The organism is Paenibacillus sp. 7516, from assembly GCF_002272715.1.
GTDB classification, from domain to species: domain Bacteria; phylum Bacillota; class Bacilli; order Paenibacillales; family Paenibacillaceae; genus Paenibacillus; species Paenibacillus illinoisensis_A.
In genome coordinates this window covers 1-15,792 of the sequence record NZ_NPBI01000013.1, presented here as the reverse complement: position 1 = coordinate 15,792, position 15,792 = coordinate 1, and the positions used below count along the sequence as shown (strand labels likewise).

General features: G+C 49.7%; 18 protein-coding genes and 3 tRNA genes. 9 read left to right on the top strand and 12 right to left on the bottom strand.

The annotated features are described in order from the left end of the window. Positions 1-5: 5 nt before the first annotated feature. Genes urtE through urtA form a run of 6 tightly spaced genes read right to left on the bottom strand, consistent with a single transcriptional unit; the run spans position 6 to position 4,867 of the window. Complete coding sequence (urtE, locus tag CHI14_RS14235) at positions 6-701, bottom strand: urea ABC transporter ATP-binding subunit UrtE (protein WP_095289171.1); 696 nt, start codon at positions 699-701, stop codon at positions 6-8. Continuing rightward, a complete protein-coding gene (gene urtD, locus CHI14_RS14230; RefSeq protein WP_095289169.1) occupies positions 679-1,488 on the bottom strand; it encodes an urea ABC transporter ATP-binding protein UrtD in 810 nt (269 codons plus the stop codon). Before urtD ends, urtE begins: the two co-directional genes overlap by 23 nt. Next, positions 1,451-2,542, bottom strand: coding sequence for an urea ABC transporter permease subunit UrtC (urtC, locus tag CHI14_RS14225; protein WP_095289167.1), 1,092 nt, complete (start codon positions 2,540-2,542; stop codon positions 1,451-1,453). Before urtC ends, urtD begins: the two co-directional genes overlap by 38 nt. A 21-nt stretch (positions 2,543-2,563) precedes the next feature. Then, a complete protein-coding gene (gene urtB, locus CHI14_RS14220; RefSeq protein ID WP_095289165.1) occupies positions 2,564-3,469 on the bottom strand; it encodes an urea ABC transporter permease subunit UrtB in 906 nt (301 codons plus the stop codon). A 13-nt stretch (positions 3,470-3,482) separates the two neighbouring features. Continuing rightward, entirely contained in the window at positions 3,483-3,605 is a 123-nt protein-coding gene (locus CHI14_RS30660) for a hypothetical protein (protein WP_283163823.1), read from the bottom strand. 11 nt (positions 3,606-3,616) lie between these two features. After that, entirely contained in the window at positions 3,617-4,867 is a 1,251-nt protein-coding gene (gene urtA / locus CHI14_RS14215; RefSeq protein ID WP_095289163.1) for an urea ABC transporter substrate-binding protein, read from the bottom strand. Positions 4,868-5,105: 238 nt separating this feature from the next. Here urtA and CHI14_RS14210 point away from each other — a divergent pair, with 238 nt between their 5' ends. The 6 genes from CHI14_RS14210 (at position 5,106) to CHI14_RS14185 (ending at position 10,076) form a co-directional block, all read left to right on the top strand. After that, a complete protein-coding gene (locus CHI14_RS14210) occupies positions 5,106-5,429 on the top strand; it encodes an urease subunit gamma (protein WP_371859961.1) in 324 nt (107 codons plus the stop codon). An 18-nt stretch (positions 5,430-5,447) separates the two neighbouring features. Then, complete coding sequence (locus tag CHI14_RS14205; protein WP_095289161.1) at positions 5,448-5,837, top strand: urease subunit beta; 390 nt, start codon at positions 5,448-5,450, stop codon at positions 5,835-5,837. Further along, complete coding sequence (gene ureC, locus CHI14_RS14200) at positions 5,834-7,552, top strand: urease subunit alpha (protein ID WP_095289158.1); 1,719 nt, start codon at positions 5,834-5,836, stop codon at positions 7,550-7,552. Before CHI14_RS14205 ends, ureC begins: the two co-directional genes overlap by 4 nt. 161 nt (positions 7,553-7,713) lie before the next feature. Continuing rightward, entirely contained in the window at positions 7,714-8,409 is a 696-nt protein-coding gene (locus tag CHI14_RS14195) for an urease accessory protein UreF (protein ID WP_095289157.1), read from the top strand. A 67-nt stretch (positions 8,410-8,476) separates the two neighbouring features. Then, positions 8,477-9,199: an urease accessory protein UreG gene (ureG, locus tag CHI14_RS14190; RefSeq protein WP_095289155.1), complete on the top strand. Its 723-nt coding sequence runs from the start codon at positions 8,477-8,479 to the stop codon at positions 9,197-9,199. Then, entirely contained in the window at positions 9,114-10,076 is a 963-nt protein-coding gene (locus tag CHI14_RS14185; protein WP_141236679.1) for an urease accessory protein UreD, read from the top strand. The genes ureG and CHI14_RS14185 overlap by 86 nt, the downstream gene beginning before the upstream one ends. Positions 10,077-10,194: 118 nt before the next feature. Here CHI14_RS14185 and CHI14_RS14180 read toward each other — a convergent pair whose 3' ends face one another. The 4 genes from CHI14_RS14180 to CHI14_RS14165 all read right to left on the bottom strand — a co-directional run bounded on the left by CHI14_RS14180 (position 10,195) and on the right by CHI14_RS14165 (position 11,158). Next, the gene (locus tag CHI14_RS14180) at positions 10,195-10,611 is read right to left on the bottom strand and encodes a helix-turn-helix domain-containing protein (protein WP_095289152.1); all 417 of its coding nucleotides are present in this window, start codon (positions 10,609-10,611) and stop codon (positions 10,195-10,197) included. 210 nt (positions 10,612-10,821) lie between these two features. Further along, positions 10,822-10,904 (bottom strand) — tRNA-Leu (locus CHI14_RS14175). Between the two features lie 17 nt (positions 10,905-10,921). Further along, positions 10,922-10,997 (bottom strand) — tRNA-Lys (locus CHI14_RS14170). An 89-nt stretch (positions 10,998-11,086) separates the two neighbouring features. Continuing rightward, positions 11,087-11,158: transfer RNA gene (locus CHI14_RS14165), tRNA-Glu, on the bottom strand. Between the two features lie 318 nt (positions 11,159-11,476). Between CHI14_RS14165 and CHI14_RS14160 the strand changes: the two genes are divergently transcribed. Continuing rightward, entirely contained in the window at positions 11,477-12,253 is a 777-nt protein-coding gene (locus tag CHI14_RS14160) for a DeoR/GlpR family DNA-binding transcription regulator (protein ID WP_095289150.1), read from the top strand. A 4-nt stretch (positions 12,254-12,257) separates the two neighbouring features. Beyond that, entirely contained in the window at positions 12,258-13,154 is an 897-nt protein-coding gene (locus tag CHI14_RS14155; protein WP_095289148.1) for a Cof-type HAD-IIB family hydrolase, read from the top strand. 31 nt (positions 13,155-13,185) lie between these two features. Here CHI14_RS14155 and CHI14_RS14150 read toward each other — a convergent pair whose 3' ends face one another. Both CHI14_RS14150 and CHI14_RS14145 read right to left on the bottom strand, forming a co-directional pair. Then, positions 13,186-13,857, bottom strand: coding sequence for an MgtC/SapB family protein (locus tag CHI14_RS14150; protein ID WP_095289146.1), 672 nt, complete (start codon positions 13,855-13,857; stop codon positions 13,186-13,188). A gap of 259 nt (positions 13,858-14,116) precedes the next feature. Further along, a complete protein-coding gene (locus CHI14_RS14145) occupies positions 14,117-14,761 on the bottom strand; it encodes a flavin reductase family protein (protein WP_095289145.1) in 645 nt (214 codons plus the stop codon). 109 nt (positions 14,762-14,870) lie between these two features. Between CHI14_RS14145 and CHI14_RS14140 the strand changes: the two genes are divergently transcribed. After that, positions 14,871-15,569 carry an ArsR/SmtB family transcription factor gene (locus tag CHI14_RS14140; RefSeq protein WP_095289143.1) on the top strand — a complete coding sequence of 233 codons (699 nt, stop codon included), beginning with the start codon at positions 14,871-14,873 and terminating at the stop codon, positions 15,567-15,569. The last annotated feature ends 223 nt before the right edge of the window (positions 15,570-15,792 follow it).

Genomic DNA, 15,792 nt, shown 5'->3' with positions numbered 1-15,792 from the left:
CTCTCCTATACGGACAGGTGGTGTTCAAATTGAGACATATCCAATTCCTCCGGGGATCCCTGCAGCGCAATTGCTCCCTTGTCCATGACATAGATAAAATCCGCAGCCCCGCGTACAAAATCAATGCTCTGCTCGACGAGCAGCACCGAAATGTCGCCCTTCGCCTTGATTTGCAGAATGACCTGCCGAATATCCTCGACAATTGAAGGCTGTATGCCTTCCGTTGGTTCATCCAGCAACAATAGTCCAGGCCGTGAGGCAAGCGCTCGCGCGAAGGCAAGCTGCTGCTGCTGGCCACCACTCAGATCACCGCCCTGCCGTCCATACATGGTCGCAAGGACCGGAAACATCGCGAGCACATCTTCAGGAAACGTCTTCACCCCAGGCGCAGATGTCTCCAGACCGAGCAGCAGATTTTCCTTTACCGTGAGCTGAGGAAAAATCTCACGCCCCTGAGGAACATATCCAATGCCTGCCTTGGCACGTTTGGCAGGTTCCAAAGCGGATATGTCCTGCCCTTTCCAGTGGATGGCCCCTTTCCTTGTTTTGAGCAGGCCCATCAACGTTTTCATCAGCGTTGTTTTGCCGACACCATTCCGGCCCATGAGGCAGACCACCTGTCCAGGCAGAACATCCAGATTAACACCACGCAGCACATTGCTTTCCCCGTAGCCCGATTCAATTCGTTGCAGCGACAGCATGGTCATCTCTCCTTTTTCCCAAGTAGACTTCAGCCACCCTGGGATCTTCCTGCACCTCAGCCATGGTACCTTCCTTCAACAGCTTCCCTTCATGCATCACGGTCACTTTTGCCGCGTACTCACGGACAAACTCCATGTCATGCTCCACAACCACGACCGAACGTTCACGCGCTATCCCCTGTAACAGCCTGCCCGTTTTATGTGTTTCCTCGTCCGTCATCCCGGCAACCGGTTCGTCCAGCAGCAACACGCGCGGTTCCTGAAGCAGCAGCATGCCAATTTCCAGCCACTGCTTCTCGCCGTGAGAAAGCGCTCCTGCCCGTGTATACACGCGGTCTTGCAGTCCAATTTGCTCTATGACCTGTTCCATCGCCGTGTTGATTTTCCCAAACCGCGGAATACCAAGGGTTCGAAGAGGTGAACGCTGACTTTCCGCCGCCAAGGCCAAATTTTCCTGTACGGTAAGGCCTCCGAAGATGGATGGAGCCTGGAATTTGCGTCCTACACCTTTCCGGACGATCTGATGTTCCTTCAGACGTGTCAGCTCTGTGCCGTCTTCCAGCCGTACCGTGCCGGAGAGAGGTTTGGTTTTTCCGCAAATGACATCCAGCATTGTCGTTTTCCCCGCACCATTGGGGCCGATCAGAAAATGCAAATCATGCTCATGCAGCTTCAGGTTCATGCCATTAACTGCGACGAATCCGCCAAAAGCTACGGTAATACTCTCAGCCATCAATACGGGTGAAGCTTCAGTAGACTTCAGGTTTTTCCTGACTGACAGGGACATGTACAACCTCTCCTCTCCGCTTCAGCAATCGAACCACATTTCGATAGACTCCAACGAGTCCGTTAGGCATGAATAACACTACCGTTACAAACAGCCCGCCGAGAACAAACAACCAGCCTTCGGGGTACGCCTCACTTATCCCCGTTTTGGCCGCATTCAGAACCACTGCCCCGATCACAGCCCCAATGAGCGTGCCGCGACCACCCAAGGCAACCCATAACACCATTTCGATGGATGGAACAATCCCCATCATGGACGGCGAGATAATCCCGACCTGAAGAACAAACAGCATACCCGCTATTCCTGCAAGAGCTCCGGAAAGGGCAAACGTCAGCGTTTTATAGCCCGCCGGATCATAACCCAGGAAACGCACCCGGTTTTCCCCGTCCCGCGAAGCTTCAAGCACCTGACCAAACCGACTATTTACCATTCTTCTGCAGAGTAGGTACGTGAGTACCAGGATGGCAAGTGTAATATAGTAGAGCACAATTGTTGTTCCTGCAGAATGCAGCGTGAAACCAAAAATGGAGTTATAGCCGGTTATACCATTCGTCCCCCCGGTCCACTCCTGTTTGCCGATAAACAAAGTAACCGTGATTAACACAAGGGCTTGCGTCAAAATCGTAAAATACACCCCGGTAATCCGGTTACGAAACGTAAACCACCCCAGCCCAAATGCCAGTAAAGCCGGAAGAGCAATACCCAAAATTAACGCCACTGGAAATGAACGAAATGGTTCCCAAAACCACGGAAGACCTGACAAGCCGCTCCACCCCATGAAATCAGGCAGGGATGTGCCGCTCGCCTGCAGTTTCAGATACATGGCCATGGCGTAACCACCAAGACCAAAGAACACCCCATGCCCCAGACTCAGAACCCCGCCGTTGCCCCAGATCAGATCCAGTCCGATGGCCAGAATAGCCAGTGCCAGGAATTTAGCGAGCAAGCTAAGCCGAAACTCGGTAGAGATTAGCGGGGCAAGACACATTAGAATCAGTACGACCGCCCAGATGATTCTCGTTTTTAAACTGCCTGACTTCAGAAGTGCTGACATTATATAACCCCCTTCTTCGTGTTAGTCGAGACTGCGGGTTCGCATGGCAACCAGTCCCCGCGGCTTCCACTGCAGAAAAGCAACGATACATACAAACACCAGCACTTTGCCGATGGAGGCCGATGTGTAGGTTTCAAACAACGTATTGAACATGCCAATCCCGAGCGCACCGCATACCGTTCCTACCAGTTTGCCAACCCCGCCAAGAACTACAACCATAAATGCATCTACAATATAATAGGTTCCGAGCGACGGACCAATCGGCCCGATGAGCGTCAGAGCACAACCTGCGATACCCGCAATTCCCGAACCAATGGCAAAGGTCATGCCATCTACCCGTCTGGTCGAAATCCCGAGACAGCCCGCCATGCTCCGGTTCTGCATAACAGCCCGCATCCGTCGTCCGGAAGAAGTACGGTATATGTACAGATACATACATAGCAGGACAACTGCGACAAGTGCGATGATAAAAATCCGTTTATACGGAAATACGATACCGTCAGAAATCGCAAGACCGCCGTTAAGCCAGGACGGACTGGATACACCTACATTCGGCGCCCCGAAAATGGTACGCGCGAGCTGCTGCAGCATCATTCCCACTCCCCACGTAGCCAGCAAACTGTCCAGGGGTCTACCGTATAAATGCCGGATCAATATCACTTCAAGCAGCCAGCCGATAAGTGCCGCTACACCAAACGCGATCGGCAATGCCACGATAAAATAAACTTCGAACCAGGCTGCCGGAGCATAGGAAATAAACAAATTTTGAGTCACATACGTTGCATATGCACCAATCATAATCAGCTCACCGTGAGCCATGTTGATGACATTCATGAGACCAAACGTTACTGCGAGCCCCAGCGCAATCAATAACAGGATCGAGCTGATGCTAAGGCCATTGAACATTTGCAGAACAAACATATCCATCCCGATCACCCTTTCACATGCTAAAAGCCTCTTCCGATTCAAACACATCACCAAGACTACGCATCAACGCTTTATCGTAATATTGTACAAGGGTGCGCTGTTCCACCCTCATCCGTAATCTCAGAAGTTTGGACATGAACGACTTGCTTATTGATTGCTTAGAGAAGCTCCCCATTCGTAGGTTTTCAAATAAGGATCAGGCTTGACAGGAGAACCGGAGTTCCACAATTCCTTGAATTGACCATCTTCCTGCACTTCTCCGATCCGGACGGTTTTGTAAATATGCTGATTCTCTCCGTCGACGGTTACTTTCCCCTCGGGAGCATCAAATTCCAATCCTTTTGCTGCTTCTCTGACCTTCTCCACATCGGTTGATCCCGCTTTTTCAACAGCTGCCTTCCAGAGGTACACCGCTACGTAACCCGCCTCAATCGGGTCAGCCGTCACCCGGTCAGCACCATATTTTTCTTTATATTTCTCAACAAATGTCTTGTTTTCGGGAGTATCTGTTGTCTGATAATAGTTCCATGAAGCCAGGTGCCCTTTCAGCACATCCGCACCAATGCCCCGAATTTCCTCTTCCGCCACACTGACCGACAGCGTCGTCATCTGTTCTGAAGTGATGCCAGCATCCTTCAGCTGCTTGAAAAAGGCAACATTACTGTCCCCGTTAAGCGTGTTATACACCACATCCGGCTTCGCAGCCTTGATTTTGCTTATGATGGTACTGTAATCGGTATGGCCCAGCGGTGTGTATTCCTCGCCAACCACCTCTCCGCCTTCAGCTGCCAATTGAGCCTTGATCACCTGATTGGCCGTTTTCGGGAAAACATAGTCCGAACCAAGGAGATAAAATGTTTTGCCCCTATTCTCCAGTAACCACGTTACAGAAGGAACAATTTGTTGGTTCGTTGTTGCACCTGTATAAAAAATGTTGGGAGATGACTCCAGTCCTTCATACTGCACCGGATAAAATAAAAGCCCTTTATTCTGCTCGAACACCGGGAGCATCGCCTTTCGACTCGCTGAAGTCCATCCGCCAAAAACAGCGGCCACCTTATCCTGCTGAAGCAGCTTTCCGGCCTTTTCCGCAAAAGTCGGCCAATCCGAGGCCCCATCTTCAATGACAGGCTCAATCTGTTTGCCAAGGACACCACCAGCTGCATTGATCTCTTCAATCGCAAGCATCTCGGCATCCTTGACAGACACCTCGCTTATTGCCATCGTTCCACTCAAGGAATGAAGAATGCCTACCTTGATCGTCTCATCGGACGCAGCGACTTCCCCTGTTCCACCGGAATTCGAAGCTTCAGGTGGCGTTCCACCTTCCACACATCCCGTTAAAGCAATGACCGCCCCAAGCAAAACTCCCCATAATCTGACCGACCTCTTCTTCAATAGCCTACACTCCCTTTTTTTAGTCTATTGACGAACATTAAGGTCATTTAAGTCCGAAATGTTCGTTGATCCAAATTATGGAGTCTCCAACTCTTCATGTCAATAATGCTTACATAATTTTATTTTACGCCTACTTGTTTCATGCATGCTGCTAATATGTTTCAATCCTTATTGACAAAGGGTCACCCTGTGTGAGTATATTTAACATATAATATGATTCATGAAGATATATACTTTTATGGGAAAGGTCGGATGGCCCTTGCACTGGACGGAGCAGGAAAAAGAAAAACTGCTGATTACCGTAGCCGCCAATCTCGCCCGCGAACGCAGAGGACGCGGACTGAAGCTAAATGTTCCCGAAGCCATCGCTTTGTTAACCTCCGAGCTCATGGAACGAGCGCGGGATGGAATGAGCGTAGCGGATTTGATGAGATATGGCGGTACAATCCTTACACGGGATGATTGTATGGAGGGAGTCCCCGATATGATTCCCGAGGTACAGGTGGAAGCTACATTCCCTGACGGGACCAAGTTGGTTACCGTGCATGAACCCATACGCTGAGAAAGGCAGGAGAATGCCATGATTCCAGGCGAATATCGATTGAAACCGGATGAGATTGTCTGTCATCCCGATCGCCAAACGATACGATTAATTGTGTTGAACCGCGGTGATCGCCCCGTACAGGTCGGTTCTCATGTTCACTTCTATGAAGTAAATGCCGCTCTGGACTTCGACCACACCGCAGCGTTCGGACATCGTTTGCATATCCCTGCAGGCACCGCCGTTCGTTTCGAACCCGGGGAAGAAAAGCCGGTTGAACTCACCACTTTTGGCGGCAAACGGCAGATTTATGGACTTAACGGATTAACGGAAGGATCGGCAGACCATCCTCCAGACCCGCAGAAGCTCGAAGCTTTCCTGAAGGCTTTCGCCCCCACGCCATCACAGGATGGAGGAGATCCAGCATGAAACGCATGTCTCGTGAACAATACGCTTCCATGTTCGGCCCAACAACCGGGGATGCCGTAAGACTGGCAGATACGGAGCTCTGGGCAGAAATCGAGCATGATTACGCGGTATACGGAGATGAGAGCAAATTCGGAGGCGGAAAAGTCATTCGGGACGGCATGGGCCAGTCCGCAACCGCTCTTCGCAGCCATGGCACGCCGGATACTGTCATTACTAACGCCATCATTATCGATCATTGGGGAATTGTAAAAGCAGATATAGGTATCCGTGACGGAATCATCTGTGCGATTGGCAAATCCGGTAATCCGGATACGATGGACGGGGTCGATCCACTCCTTGTGATTGGCGCTTCCACCGAGATCATCGCCGGCGAAGGCATGATCGTCACTGCAGGCGGAATCGACACCCACATTCATTTCATTTGTCCGCAGCAGATTCAAACTGCCCTGTCTTCCGGAGTAACTACCATGATCGGCGGAGGTACAGGACCAGCAACAGGCACCAAAGCAACCACCTGTACACCTGGAGCCTGGCATATTCATCGCATGCTGGAGTCCGCTGAAGCCTTTCCTATGAATATCGGTTATCTGGGTAAGGGTAATAGTTCAACCACCGCTCCACTCATTGAACAGATCGAAGCTGGTGTCATCGGCTTGAAATTGCACGAGGATTGGGGGACAACCCCAAGTGCCATTGACGCGTGCCTGACTGCTGCCGGAGAGCATGATATTCAGGTGGCCATTCATACCGATACCCTGAATGAGACTGGTTTTCTGGAGAATACACTTGCCGCCATTAACGGCCGCACGATTCACACGTATCATACGGAAGGCGCAGGCGGCGGACACGCACCAGACATTATCCGTGCTGCCGGTGAATCGTACGTGATTCCTTCTTCAACCAACCCCACGCGTCCTTATACGCGGAATACAGTTGAAGAACACCTCGATATGTTGATGGTATGCCATCATTTGGATCCTGCAATTCCAGAGGATGTCGCTTTTGCCGATTCCCGGATTCGCCCAGAGACCATTGCAGCCGAAGACATTCTGCATGATCTCGGTGTGTTCAGCATTATCAGTTCTGACTCCCAGGCCATGGGCCGGGTAGGCGAAGTCATTATCCGTACCTGGCAGACCGCAGACAAAATGAAAAAACAGCGCGGCAAGCTGGAATTAAAATCTGATTCCCCTTCCGACAATGACCGCATCAAAAGATATGTCGCCAAATACACGATCAACCCTGCCATTGCTCATGGCATCAGCCATATCGTCGGTTCTGTGGAAGTGGGCAAGCTAGCGGATCTGATCATCTGGAATCCAGCCTATTTTGGGGTAAAGCCCGAAATGGTGATTAAAGGCGGTATGATTACTTTCGCACAGATGGGTGATCCGAACGCCTCCATCCCGACACCTCAGCCCGTGTTCGGCAGACCGATGTTCGGGTCATACGGTGGAGCTATCGCCAAAGGGTCCATTACTTTCGTCTCCCAAGCTGCTGCTGATGCAGGCATCAAGGAGACGCTTGGATTAAACAAGCGCGTGGAAGCCGTCAAAGGCTGCCGCTCAGTGAGTAAAAAGGATATGATCCACAACGATGTGACACCTCACATTGAAGTGGACCCTGAGACGTATGAGGTTCGAGCCGATGGGGTACTGCTTACCTGTGAACCCGCAGATGAGCTGCCGATGGCACAGCGTTACTTCATGTTTTGACATCTTGCTGTGATAAAAGTGAACGTTTCACTTCTTCAGGTTCCTATTGCCCTCTTCGTTATCGTGTAAAATCATGTCCAACCTATATCCTTACATTATTTTTATATATCGGATTTGGGTTGGAAGGGAAATTAGACAGAAGCAAAGAAAGGACGCTTGGCATGATGCAAAGTGGTACGAAGCTGCTTCGATATGTTCAACTGCTCGACTCAGCCCTGCCCATCGGCGGGTTCTCCCACTCTTTCGGTCTGGAAGCATACACGCATGACGGCACCATTCGAACAATCACCGAGCTTGAACAATTCATTCGCAGCCAGCTTCACTCCAGCCTGATTCGGCTCGATGGACTTGCTATCAAAGGCGTTTACCAAGCAATGGAGGAACAAGACTCCGCTCTACTCGCTCTCTATGATAAGCGGGTACACGCCCAGCGTACCCCCCGGGAGATCAGGGAAAGCGGCCATAAAATGGGAAAGCGACTGCTGAAACTTGCCCGTTCTCTCTATCCTTGGATGGACTTCTCGCTTATTGATGAAGCTGTGCAGGCACACGGTGCCTATTGCGGGATTACTACCATTCACGGTTATATCCTTTATCAATTGGAAATCGGATTAGACGAGGCCGTTACCGGTCATTTGTATACCTCACTGAACGCTTATGTCAACAGCGCACTGCGCCTCCTGCCGATCGGGCAAACCGAGGCACAGATGCTCATTCAGAAGCTGCTCGATGATATCGACTCCGAATGGATTCGAATTCGGGATGACGACCCCGAAGATATGCACAGTTTCGGTATTGCCCAGGAAATCTACGCCATGCGGCACGAAAACTTACCTGCCCGCCTGTTTATGTCCTGATACCCATATTTATAAACTACGACTTTCTTTTTTTAAAATAAGCAGATAATCCAAGGAGGAATTTGTTATGTGTGGAGGAGCTAATCATACGCATCATCCGGAGTGGGAACGTAAGGCATTTGATCGCAGCAGACCAATGCGAATTGGTATTGGAGGGCCGGTAGGCTCCGGCAAAACTGCCCTTGTGGAGAAGCTGTCGAAGGCGCTGCGTACTCGCTATAGTCTGGCCGTCATCACGAATGATATTTATACCAAGGAAGATGCCGAAATCCTCCTGCGCCTGAACGCTCTTGCGCCTGAACGCATTATTGGCGTTGAAACAGGCGGATGTCCGCATACAGCCATTCGAGAAGATGCTTCAATGAATTTTGAAGCCGTAGACGAATTGGTCGAGCGTTTTCCCGATCTGCAATTAATCTTCATTGAGAGCGGGGGCGATAACCTCTCAGCTGCATTCAGCCCGGAACTTGCAGATGTGTTCATCTACATCATTGACGTTGCCCAAGGGGAAAAACTGCCTCGCAAAGGCGGTCCAGGCATTACCCGCTCAGACCTGCTGCTGATCAACAAAACAGACCTTGCACCTTATGTTGGCGCAAGTTTGCAGGTGATGAAGGATGATACCGAGCGGGTACGCGAAGGTCGCCCATATGTGATGTCGAATCTCATGAGCGGTGAAGGTGTATCCGAGATCATTCACTGGCTTGAGCACCAATACATGGATGACGATGCTGCCGCTGCGCATCTGCATTCACACAGCCATGACCACGGCTCAGCCCACAGCCATTAATTCATCTCCCGTATCGGAAGGAGCCGAAACGAAGTTGGGCATTCGTGCTGAAGGAGCGGTGATACGACGCAGCGAGCTTCGAGCCACATTTGCCCTTCAAGAGGGACGTACGATCATGACGGATCGTTATTACAGCGCACCTCTCCGGTTCAGTCGCTCCTTTCGCCCACCGGGGAACAGCAATGGGTTATGCCTCTATACGTCTGACGTCTCTCCCGGTGTTCTTAACGGGGATCATTATCATTCCGAGTGGCATTTGGGCGAAGGCACCCATGTGATGCTGAGCAGCACATCAGCGACACGCCTTCACCCTACGCCTTCACTTCCCTCGTCGGTCAACCATCACTTCCAGATCAGGAAAGGTGCTGTGCTTGAATACTTCCCGGAATGCGTAATCCCATTCAAAGGTAGTTCTTCTTCACTTACCGCCACCTTCCATCTGGAGGAACAGGCTATTCTCGCTTATGCAGATGTCTGGTCAGCCGGACGAATTCACCGGGGTGAGGCTTTTGAATTTAGCAAGTATCGAAATTCAACCGAAATATGGCAAGGGGACCAGCTTGCTGTGTGGGACCGATTCGGAATGGAACCTGCACGCGATGATCCGCAAAAATCAGCTGCATTGCTGGATTTCACCCATACTGCCGCCCTGTGGATGATCGCTCCTGGGCTGGGGACAGTGGAACTGGAAAGCATCAGGGCTGCACTGCCTCCGGATGGTCGAATGCTCGCTGGTGCAAGCCTGCTCGCGAGCGGAGGAATCGGTGTCCGTTTACTCGGCATGGCTGCCTGGGAACTTCAGGAACAATGCCTGCACATTTGGAACACCATTCGACCACAGCTGTTAGGCAGCGAGAATCTTACGTTCCGCAAATGAACCACATATCATAATTTCATGAAGCCAAAGATGAAGACGACTACAGTCATCTCACATGAACACAAAAAAACCTCTGAACATTTCCGGAAATCATCCGGGTTGGTTCAGAGGTTTTGCATTAGATCGATTCATCCGTTTCGGGTTTATCATCTTCCTTATATCGAAAGTCAGCAGCATTTCTACTTTCCTTGGACTTGCGATAACGGGTAAATTCAATATATTCGCTGATAAAAGACTGCTCTTCGGTCGATAATTCACTCTCCTGGCAATCCAATTGCCGTAACACGCCAAAAAAATAATCCTCCCGTTTTTCCCGTACCATCGCTTCCTTGGATGGACGTCCAATCATGAGCCAGTCCAGGCTCACATCAAAAAACGCAGCGATCTCAATCAGTTTATTCGTGCTCGGAATTGACTTTCCACGTTTCCAATCACCCAGATTCCCGGTGCTGATCTTCAGTTGTTGACAGAATGCTTTCTTTGTCATCCCTCGCTCGGCAATCAGGTGTTCAATTCGCTCATATATCGACTGCATACAGGACCGCCTTCCAACCATAATATCTAAAATCCATATCTTGCACCATAACGTAATTCTCCGGCGACATTATATAGACAATTATACCACAACCGTTATCAATCCTCAGCCCTTCTTCCATGGGTGGTTTTCACATAGCTATATGAAAAAAAATAAAAATAGACTCTTATGGATATCCATAAGAGTCTATTTCCCTAACGTTACATGTAATGCGGTCGAGAGGACTCGAACCTCCACGGGCGTACGCCCACTACCCCCTCAAGATAGCGTGTCTGCCATTCCACCACGACCGCATATTCAAATGTATAAATGGTGAGCCATGAAGGGCTCGAACCTTCGACACCCTGATTAAAAGTCAGGTGCTCTACCAACTGAGCTAATGGCTCTTGCTGTAACTTCACCGATGTGCCATATCATCTCTTGTTTTAAGAACAATGACTTGCGAGGTTCCCTTATTAAAAAGGTGGTGAAGATATGACCCGTAGGGGATTCGAACCCCTGTTACCTCCGTGAAAGGGAGGTGTCTTAACCCCTTGACCAACGGGCCTTGTTAACAAGTTGTCTTTCTTGGCGACAAGAATGAGTATACCATACTAAATAAAAATAGTGCAACACTTTTTTTATTTTTTATCTGGCGCTTCTTTTAAAGATCATTTTTCAAGAAAATAGGCTCGTTTAACTGGCATATACCACTTGAGAGATCTGAATTTCATATCAATGTCATCAGAATCCTTACATCCTGTTAAAGTTATATCAAAACACTTATAAAAACTTATGTTCACTTAAAATATTGCAAACTAAATTGCAAATACTTATAATTAGGTTATCCGTATTATGGTCACTCATTAGCAAGGAGGCGGCATGCTTGTTTCAGGAAGAACGAATGCAGCTGATTATCGAACATCTTCGCAAACACAACCGGATCTCGGCAGACGAGATCGTTACCCTTTTTGACGTCTCGCGGGACACGGCTCGAAGGGATCTGATTAAGCTGGAAGAACAGGACGCCATTATCCGAACACGGGGCGGCGCCATCCTCCCCTCTCCTCCCCGTGAATATATCTCATACAAGGATCGCCTACTCCATGTTTCGGAAGAAAAAAGGGCTATAGGCAAACTTGCTGCGGCCATGGTCCGCCAAGGTGAAAACATCATTCTGGATTCTTCCACGACGGTGCAGGCCTGTGCTGAGCATCTGAATGGAAAGTCATGTACGGTCATCACCAATTCCATTCATTCCGCAGATCTTCTCTCCAATCACTCGGCTGTCCATATTCGTTTACTTGGCGGCAAAGTCGACAAGGAACAACGTTATGTATACGGTGCCTCGGTGATCGAAACACTCTCCCATTATTACGTGGATAAAGCCTTTATCGGTATTGGCGGGATTACGATGGATGGATTCAGCGCTTCCGAAGAAGAAGGCAAGATTAAGCAGAAAATGATGCAGGCTGCAAAAGAGGTATTCGTGCTCGCAGATCATTCCAAATTTGATAAACGTTACGGGTACCGTTTTGCCGACTGGTCACTGATTGATGTACTGATTACCAACCAATGGCCATCAGACGAATGGCGTAACTTTTTGAAAGAACAACAGGTTGAGATTCTCATTCCTGAACCAACAGAAGATAAGGAGTTGTAAGGTGATGAAATTATTTGCTACGGATTTGGATGGAACACTGCTAAACAGAGACAGCCAGATTAGCCCGGAAAATGCAGCCGCCATTCACCGGGCCCAGCAAGAAGGATTGAAAGTTACAATTGCAACGGGACGCGTCTATTCGGACGTTGTTGGCATTTGCCAAGAAGGCGGGATTACCACGCCTGTCATTGGGTCCAATGGGGCCACGATTCATGACGCTGACGGGAACCGTCTGTATCATCTCCCGCTCGAACGTGAGACAGCGGCATCCGTCATGCAGTGGCTCGAAGAGCATGATTGCTATTATGAAGCGTCCACTCAGCAGGGAATTTACGCCCCAATCAGCAGCCATGATACGATGCTTGCCGAGATGGACCGGATTCTGGGAACAAGTCCTGGCGAGGACGTTGAGCGCCTGATTCGCGCCGTTAAGAAGCATTACGACAAGAAAGACTACCATCGCGTACAATCCCATCAGGAGATTCCTGCAGAAGCTTACATTTACAACATTATGGCCTTCTCACTCGACCCGGATCAATTGCAGAAAGGAAGAGCCTACTTTGCCTCCAGATCGGATGTCGCAATGGTGGTATCCTCTGAACACAACTTCGAGATGCAGCATCCCGAAGTGTCCAAAGGTAATGCCCTCACTAAACTGGCTGCCCATCTCAATATCTCCATGGAAGATACAGCAGCTATCGGCGACAACTTTAATGATGTTTCCATGTTGAAAATGGCAGGACTCGGCATCGCCATGGGCAATGGTGAACCGGAGATTCAAGCTCTTGCCAAGGCTATAACATTAACCAATGTAGAACATGGTGTCGCCCATGCCATTCATGCTGTACTGGACGACAAACCGATCTCCCAGCCCGAAATCGCTGCTGAAGGCGGTCAATAAAATCGGCCCTGTCAGGAAATCGCACGATCTCTCACTTCAACTCGACGGATCTCACATGCGGCACGTCCTGCAGCAGTACAATCAACTGTTCTCCCCGGAAGGACCCGGGCATCTGAACAGTGAATTCAAGCACAGTCTCCTGAGCCGAGCCTGTGCTTGTTTGTTGTTCCGTCCTGAATCCGATGACCGAAATCTTCTCCTGCCCCAGCAGTGCCAATATGGCTTTCAGGCTGTCTGCTTCCTGCTCCAGACGAATGGTTAACGTTTCTGTTCTCGCGGAAACCAGCCAACGTGTCGGCCGATGCAGCAGCATCTGTGCGAGCACGATTAGAAGGGTTACACCTGCTCCCGTCCAATAGAGTCCAGCACCCACAGCCAGTCCCATGCCTGCCGTTGCCCAGATACCAGCAGCTGTCGTCAATCCCCGAACGGTATGGCGCTGCGTGAAGATCATTCCGGCCCCAATAAACCCCACACCGCTAACCACCTGTGCTGCAATCCGGGAAGGATCAAGCGACAGATTAGCCCAGCCTGCCTGATCCTGAAATCCATACTTTGAGACAATCATCATTAACGCTGCACCAACAGCGACCACAAAATGAGTGCGTATTCCCGCTTCTTTCATCCGGTTTTTGCGTTCATACCCGATAAGGACCCCACAGATCCCCGCTATGAGAACTCGCAACAAATATTCCATTTCCATTCTCAAGCCACCTCTCTTATGTCAGCATTTTGCAGATGGATCATCACTTACTGGATTGATGCAATACGCTTATGTATATGCTTACATGTATCCTTCTTTACTATTTACCCATTCCCTGTTCAATAAATAATCCACACAGCAACTTCCTTCTATTTCAGTTGGCACAAAAAAAGAGACCTGCACGGCCTCCACTTTTTTTACTTTCCATTACCCATATTACAAAATGGTCTGTTTCTATCCTTTCTGATTGCACTGATCCCTATTCAGCGCGGAAGTTCTCCCCTTGTCGCTCTCCTAATCCGTAATAATGGCGGAAATTATAGATTAACGGGTTCCACTTTGCCGGATCAATTTTATTCAGTCCAGATATAAGCTTCTTATGTGCATGTACCTCCAGCGATTTCACTTCAACTACGGCCATAAAAGGCGTATGCTCCGGCGTGCGGATATGCTGTACAGATGCCTCAATCTGAAGCGGACACTCGGCTATTCTGAGAGGTTTAACCCGAAGCGAATCCTGAGCTGTTAACCCGGCTGCTTCAAATTTCTCCGAACAAAATTCATAGCCTATCTGTCTTTTCTCCTCAGGAACCGGATATGTACCCGTATAGCGCCCCAGAGATTCGACGGCTCTCCACATGGACGCTTCCGGCAAATTTATGACACATTCAGGATGTCTTCTTAAGTTCTCATAGGCTTTCCCCTGGATACCCAGGCCGAGAACAAGGCAATCCCCCAACGCCCAGGAAGAGGACAATGGCGACAGGTTCGTTGACCCATCCTCGTTCAAGGTGCTCAAGAGAAGTACGGGTGTTCCATAATATAAAATGCTTGGGTTAATCGTCTCATGCTGGTCCGTTACTACCTCCTCAGCAGATCGTTTTGTCGCATTTTCGAAATTCATTGGTTTGCTCCATCTCCTGTCACACATATTCGGCCTCCCAATGCAAGTTTAAACTCCGCGGTGGCCTGTCCCAATTGTAATACGCCAACAGTTCAAGTATCATCGAAGTATGAATGCATATCCAAATATATCTGTTATCGCGTCATTAATTGCGGATCCGAGTCGCGCCGTCTTCCTCGAAGCACTGCTGGGTGGACAGGCCCTGCCTGCAGGCGAGCTTGCCTATATGGCTGGTGTCACACCTCAGACCGCGAGCAACCACCTTGCCAAACTTGTGGACGGCGGGCTGCTAGTTGTTGAACGGCAAGGCCGGCATCGCTACTACCGATTGGCTGGTCAGGAGATTGCCTTTCTGATCGAAACGATGGGTAGTATTGCCCCTCCTGTTCAGGTGAGGTCACTCAAACAGTCCAACCAGCTCCAGCATCTTAGCTTTGCTCGTACCTGTTATGGACACCTTGCTGGTAAGCTAGGAATTGCTCTGTGCGATGCATTGTTGCGGGAGGAATATCTACTGGAGCCGGAAGCAGATCAGGCCAAGGATTACTACATTACGGAGAAAGGAAGACAATGGTTTACTTCATTCGGAATTGATCTTCAGGTTAAACCGGGATCAAGACGTGCTATTGCCCGCAAATGTCTGGACTGGAGCGAGCGACGTCACCACATATCCGGACTGCTGGGCGAACAATTGGAACGCAGACTTTCCCAGCTCGAGTGGACCCGGAAGAAGCCTGGCAGCCGCTCTGTTGAAGTTACCGATGCTGGCAAGAAGGGTTTATACGAGGTTTTGGGAATCTCGCTGTAGGCAGGTTACGTTGCTGATATCATCCAAGAAAGATCTACACCAAAAAATCCCCTTCACCACAAACCGATCAACGGTTCATGTGAAGGGGATTCTATTCGTATATTCAGAACGGAGAGAGAGGGATACTCTCACTTCGTTCGAGACTGCGATGGATCGCTATCGAAGACTATGCTCCGACGAACCTTTAGGGTTCTCATCCCTTTGCAGAGAAGTATAATCAATA

Coding starts and splice junctions, on each gene's coding strand:
- urtE (WP_095289171.1), bottom strand. CDS start 701: ATGCTGTCGCTGCAACGAATTGAATCGGGCTACGGGGAAAGCAATGTG.
- urtD (WP_095289169.1), bottom strand. CDS start 1,488: ATGTCCCTGTCAGTCAGGAAAAACCTGAAGTCTACTGAAGCTTCACCC.
- urtC (WP_095289167.1), bottom strand. CDS start 2,542: ATGTCAGCACTTCTGAAGTCAGGCAGTTTAAAAACGAGAATCATCTGG.
- urtB (WP_095289165.1), bottom strand. CDS start 3,469: ATGGATATGTTTGTTCTGCAAATGTTCAATGGCCTTAGCATCAGCTCG.
- CHI14_RS30660 (WP_283163823.1), bottom strand. CDS start 3,605: ATGTCCAAACTTCTGAGATTACGGATGAGGGTGGAACAGCGCACCCTT.
- CHI14_RS14210 (WP_371859961.1), top strand. CDS start 5,106: ATGGGAAAGGTCGGATGGCCCTTGCACTGGACGGAGCAGGAAAAAGAA.
- CHI14_RS14205 (WP_095289161.1), top strand. CDS start 5,448: ATGATTCCAGGCGAATATCGATTGAAACCGGATGAGATTGTCTGTCAT.
- ureC (WP_095289158.1), top strand. CDS start 5,834: ATGAAACGCATGTCTCGTGAACAATACGCTTCCATGTTCGGCCCAACA.
- CHI14_RS14195 (WP_095289157.1), top strand. CDS start 7,714: ATGATGCAAAGTGGTACGAAGCTGCTTCGATATGTTCAACTGCTCGAC.
- ureG (WP_095289155.1), top strand. CDS start 8,477: ATGTGTGGAGGAGCTAATCATACGCATCATCCGGAGTGGGAACGTAAG.
- CHI14_RS14180 (WP_095289152.1), bottom strand. CDS start 10,611: ATGCAGTCGATATATGAGCGAATTGAACACCTGATTGCCGAGCGAGGG.
- CHI14_RS14155 (WP_095289148.1), top strand. CDS start 12,258: ATGAAATTATTTGCTACGGATTTGGATGGAACACTGCTAAACAGAGAC.
- CHI14_RS14150 (WP_095289146.1), bottom strand. CDS start 13,857: ATGGAAATGGAATATTTGTTGCGAGTTCTCATAGCGGGGATCTGTGGG.
- CHI14_RS14145 (WP_095289145.1), bottom strand. CDS start 14,761: ATGAATTTCGAAAATGCGACAAAACGATCTGCTGAGGAGGTAGTAACG.
- CHI14_RS14140 (WP_095289143.1), top strand. CDS start 14,871: ATGAATGCATATCCAAATATATCTGTTATCGCGTCATTAATTGCGGAT.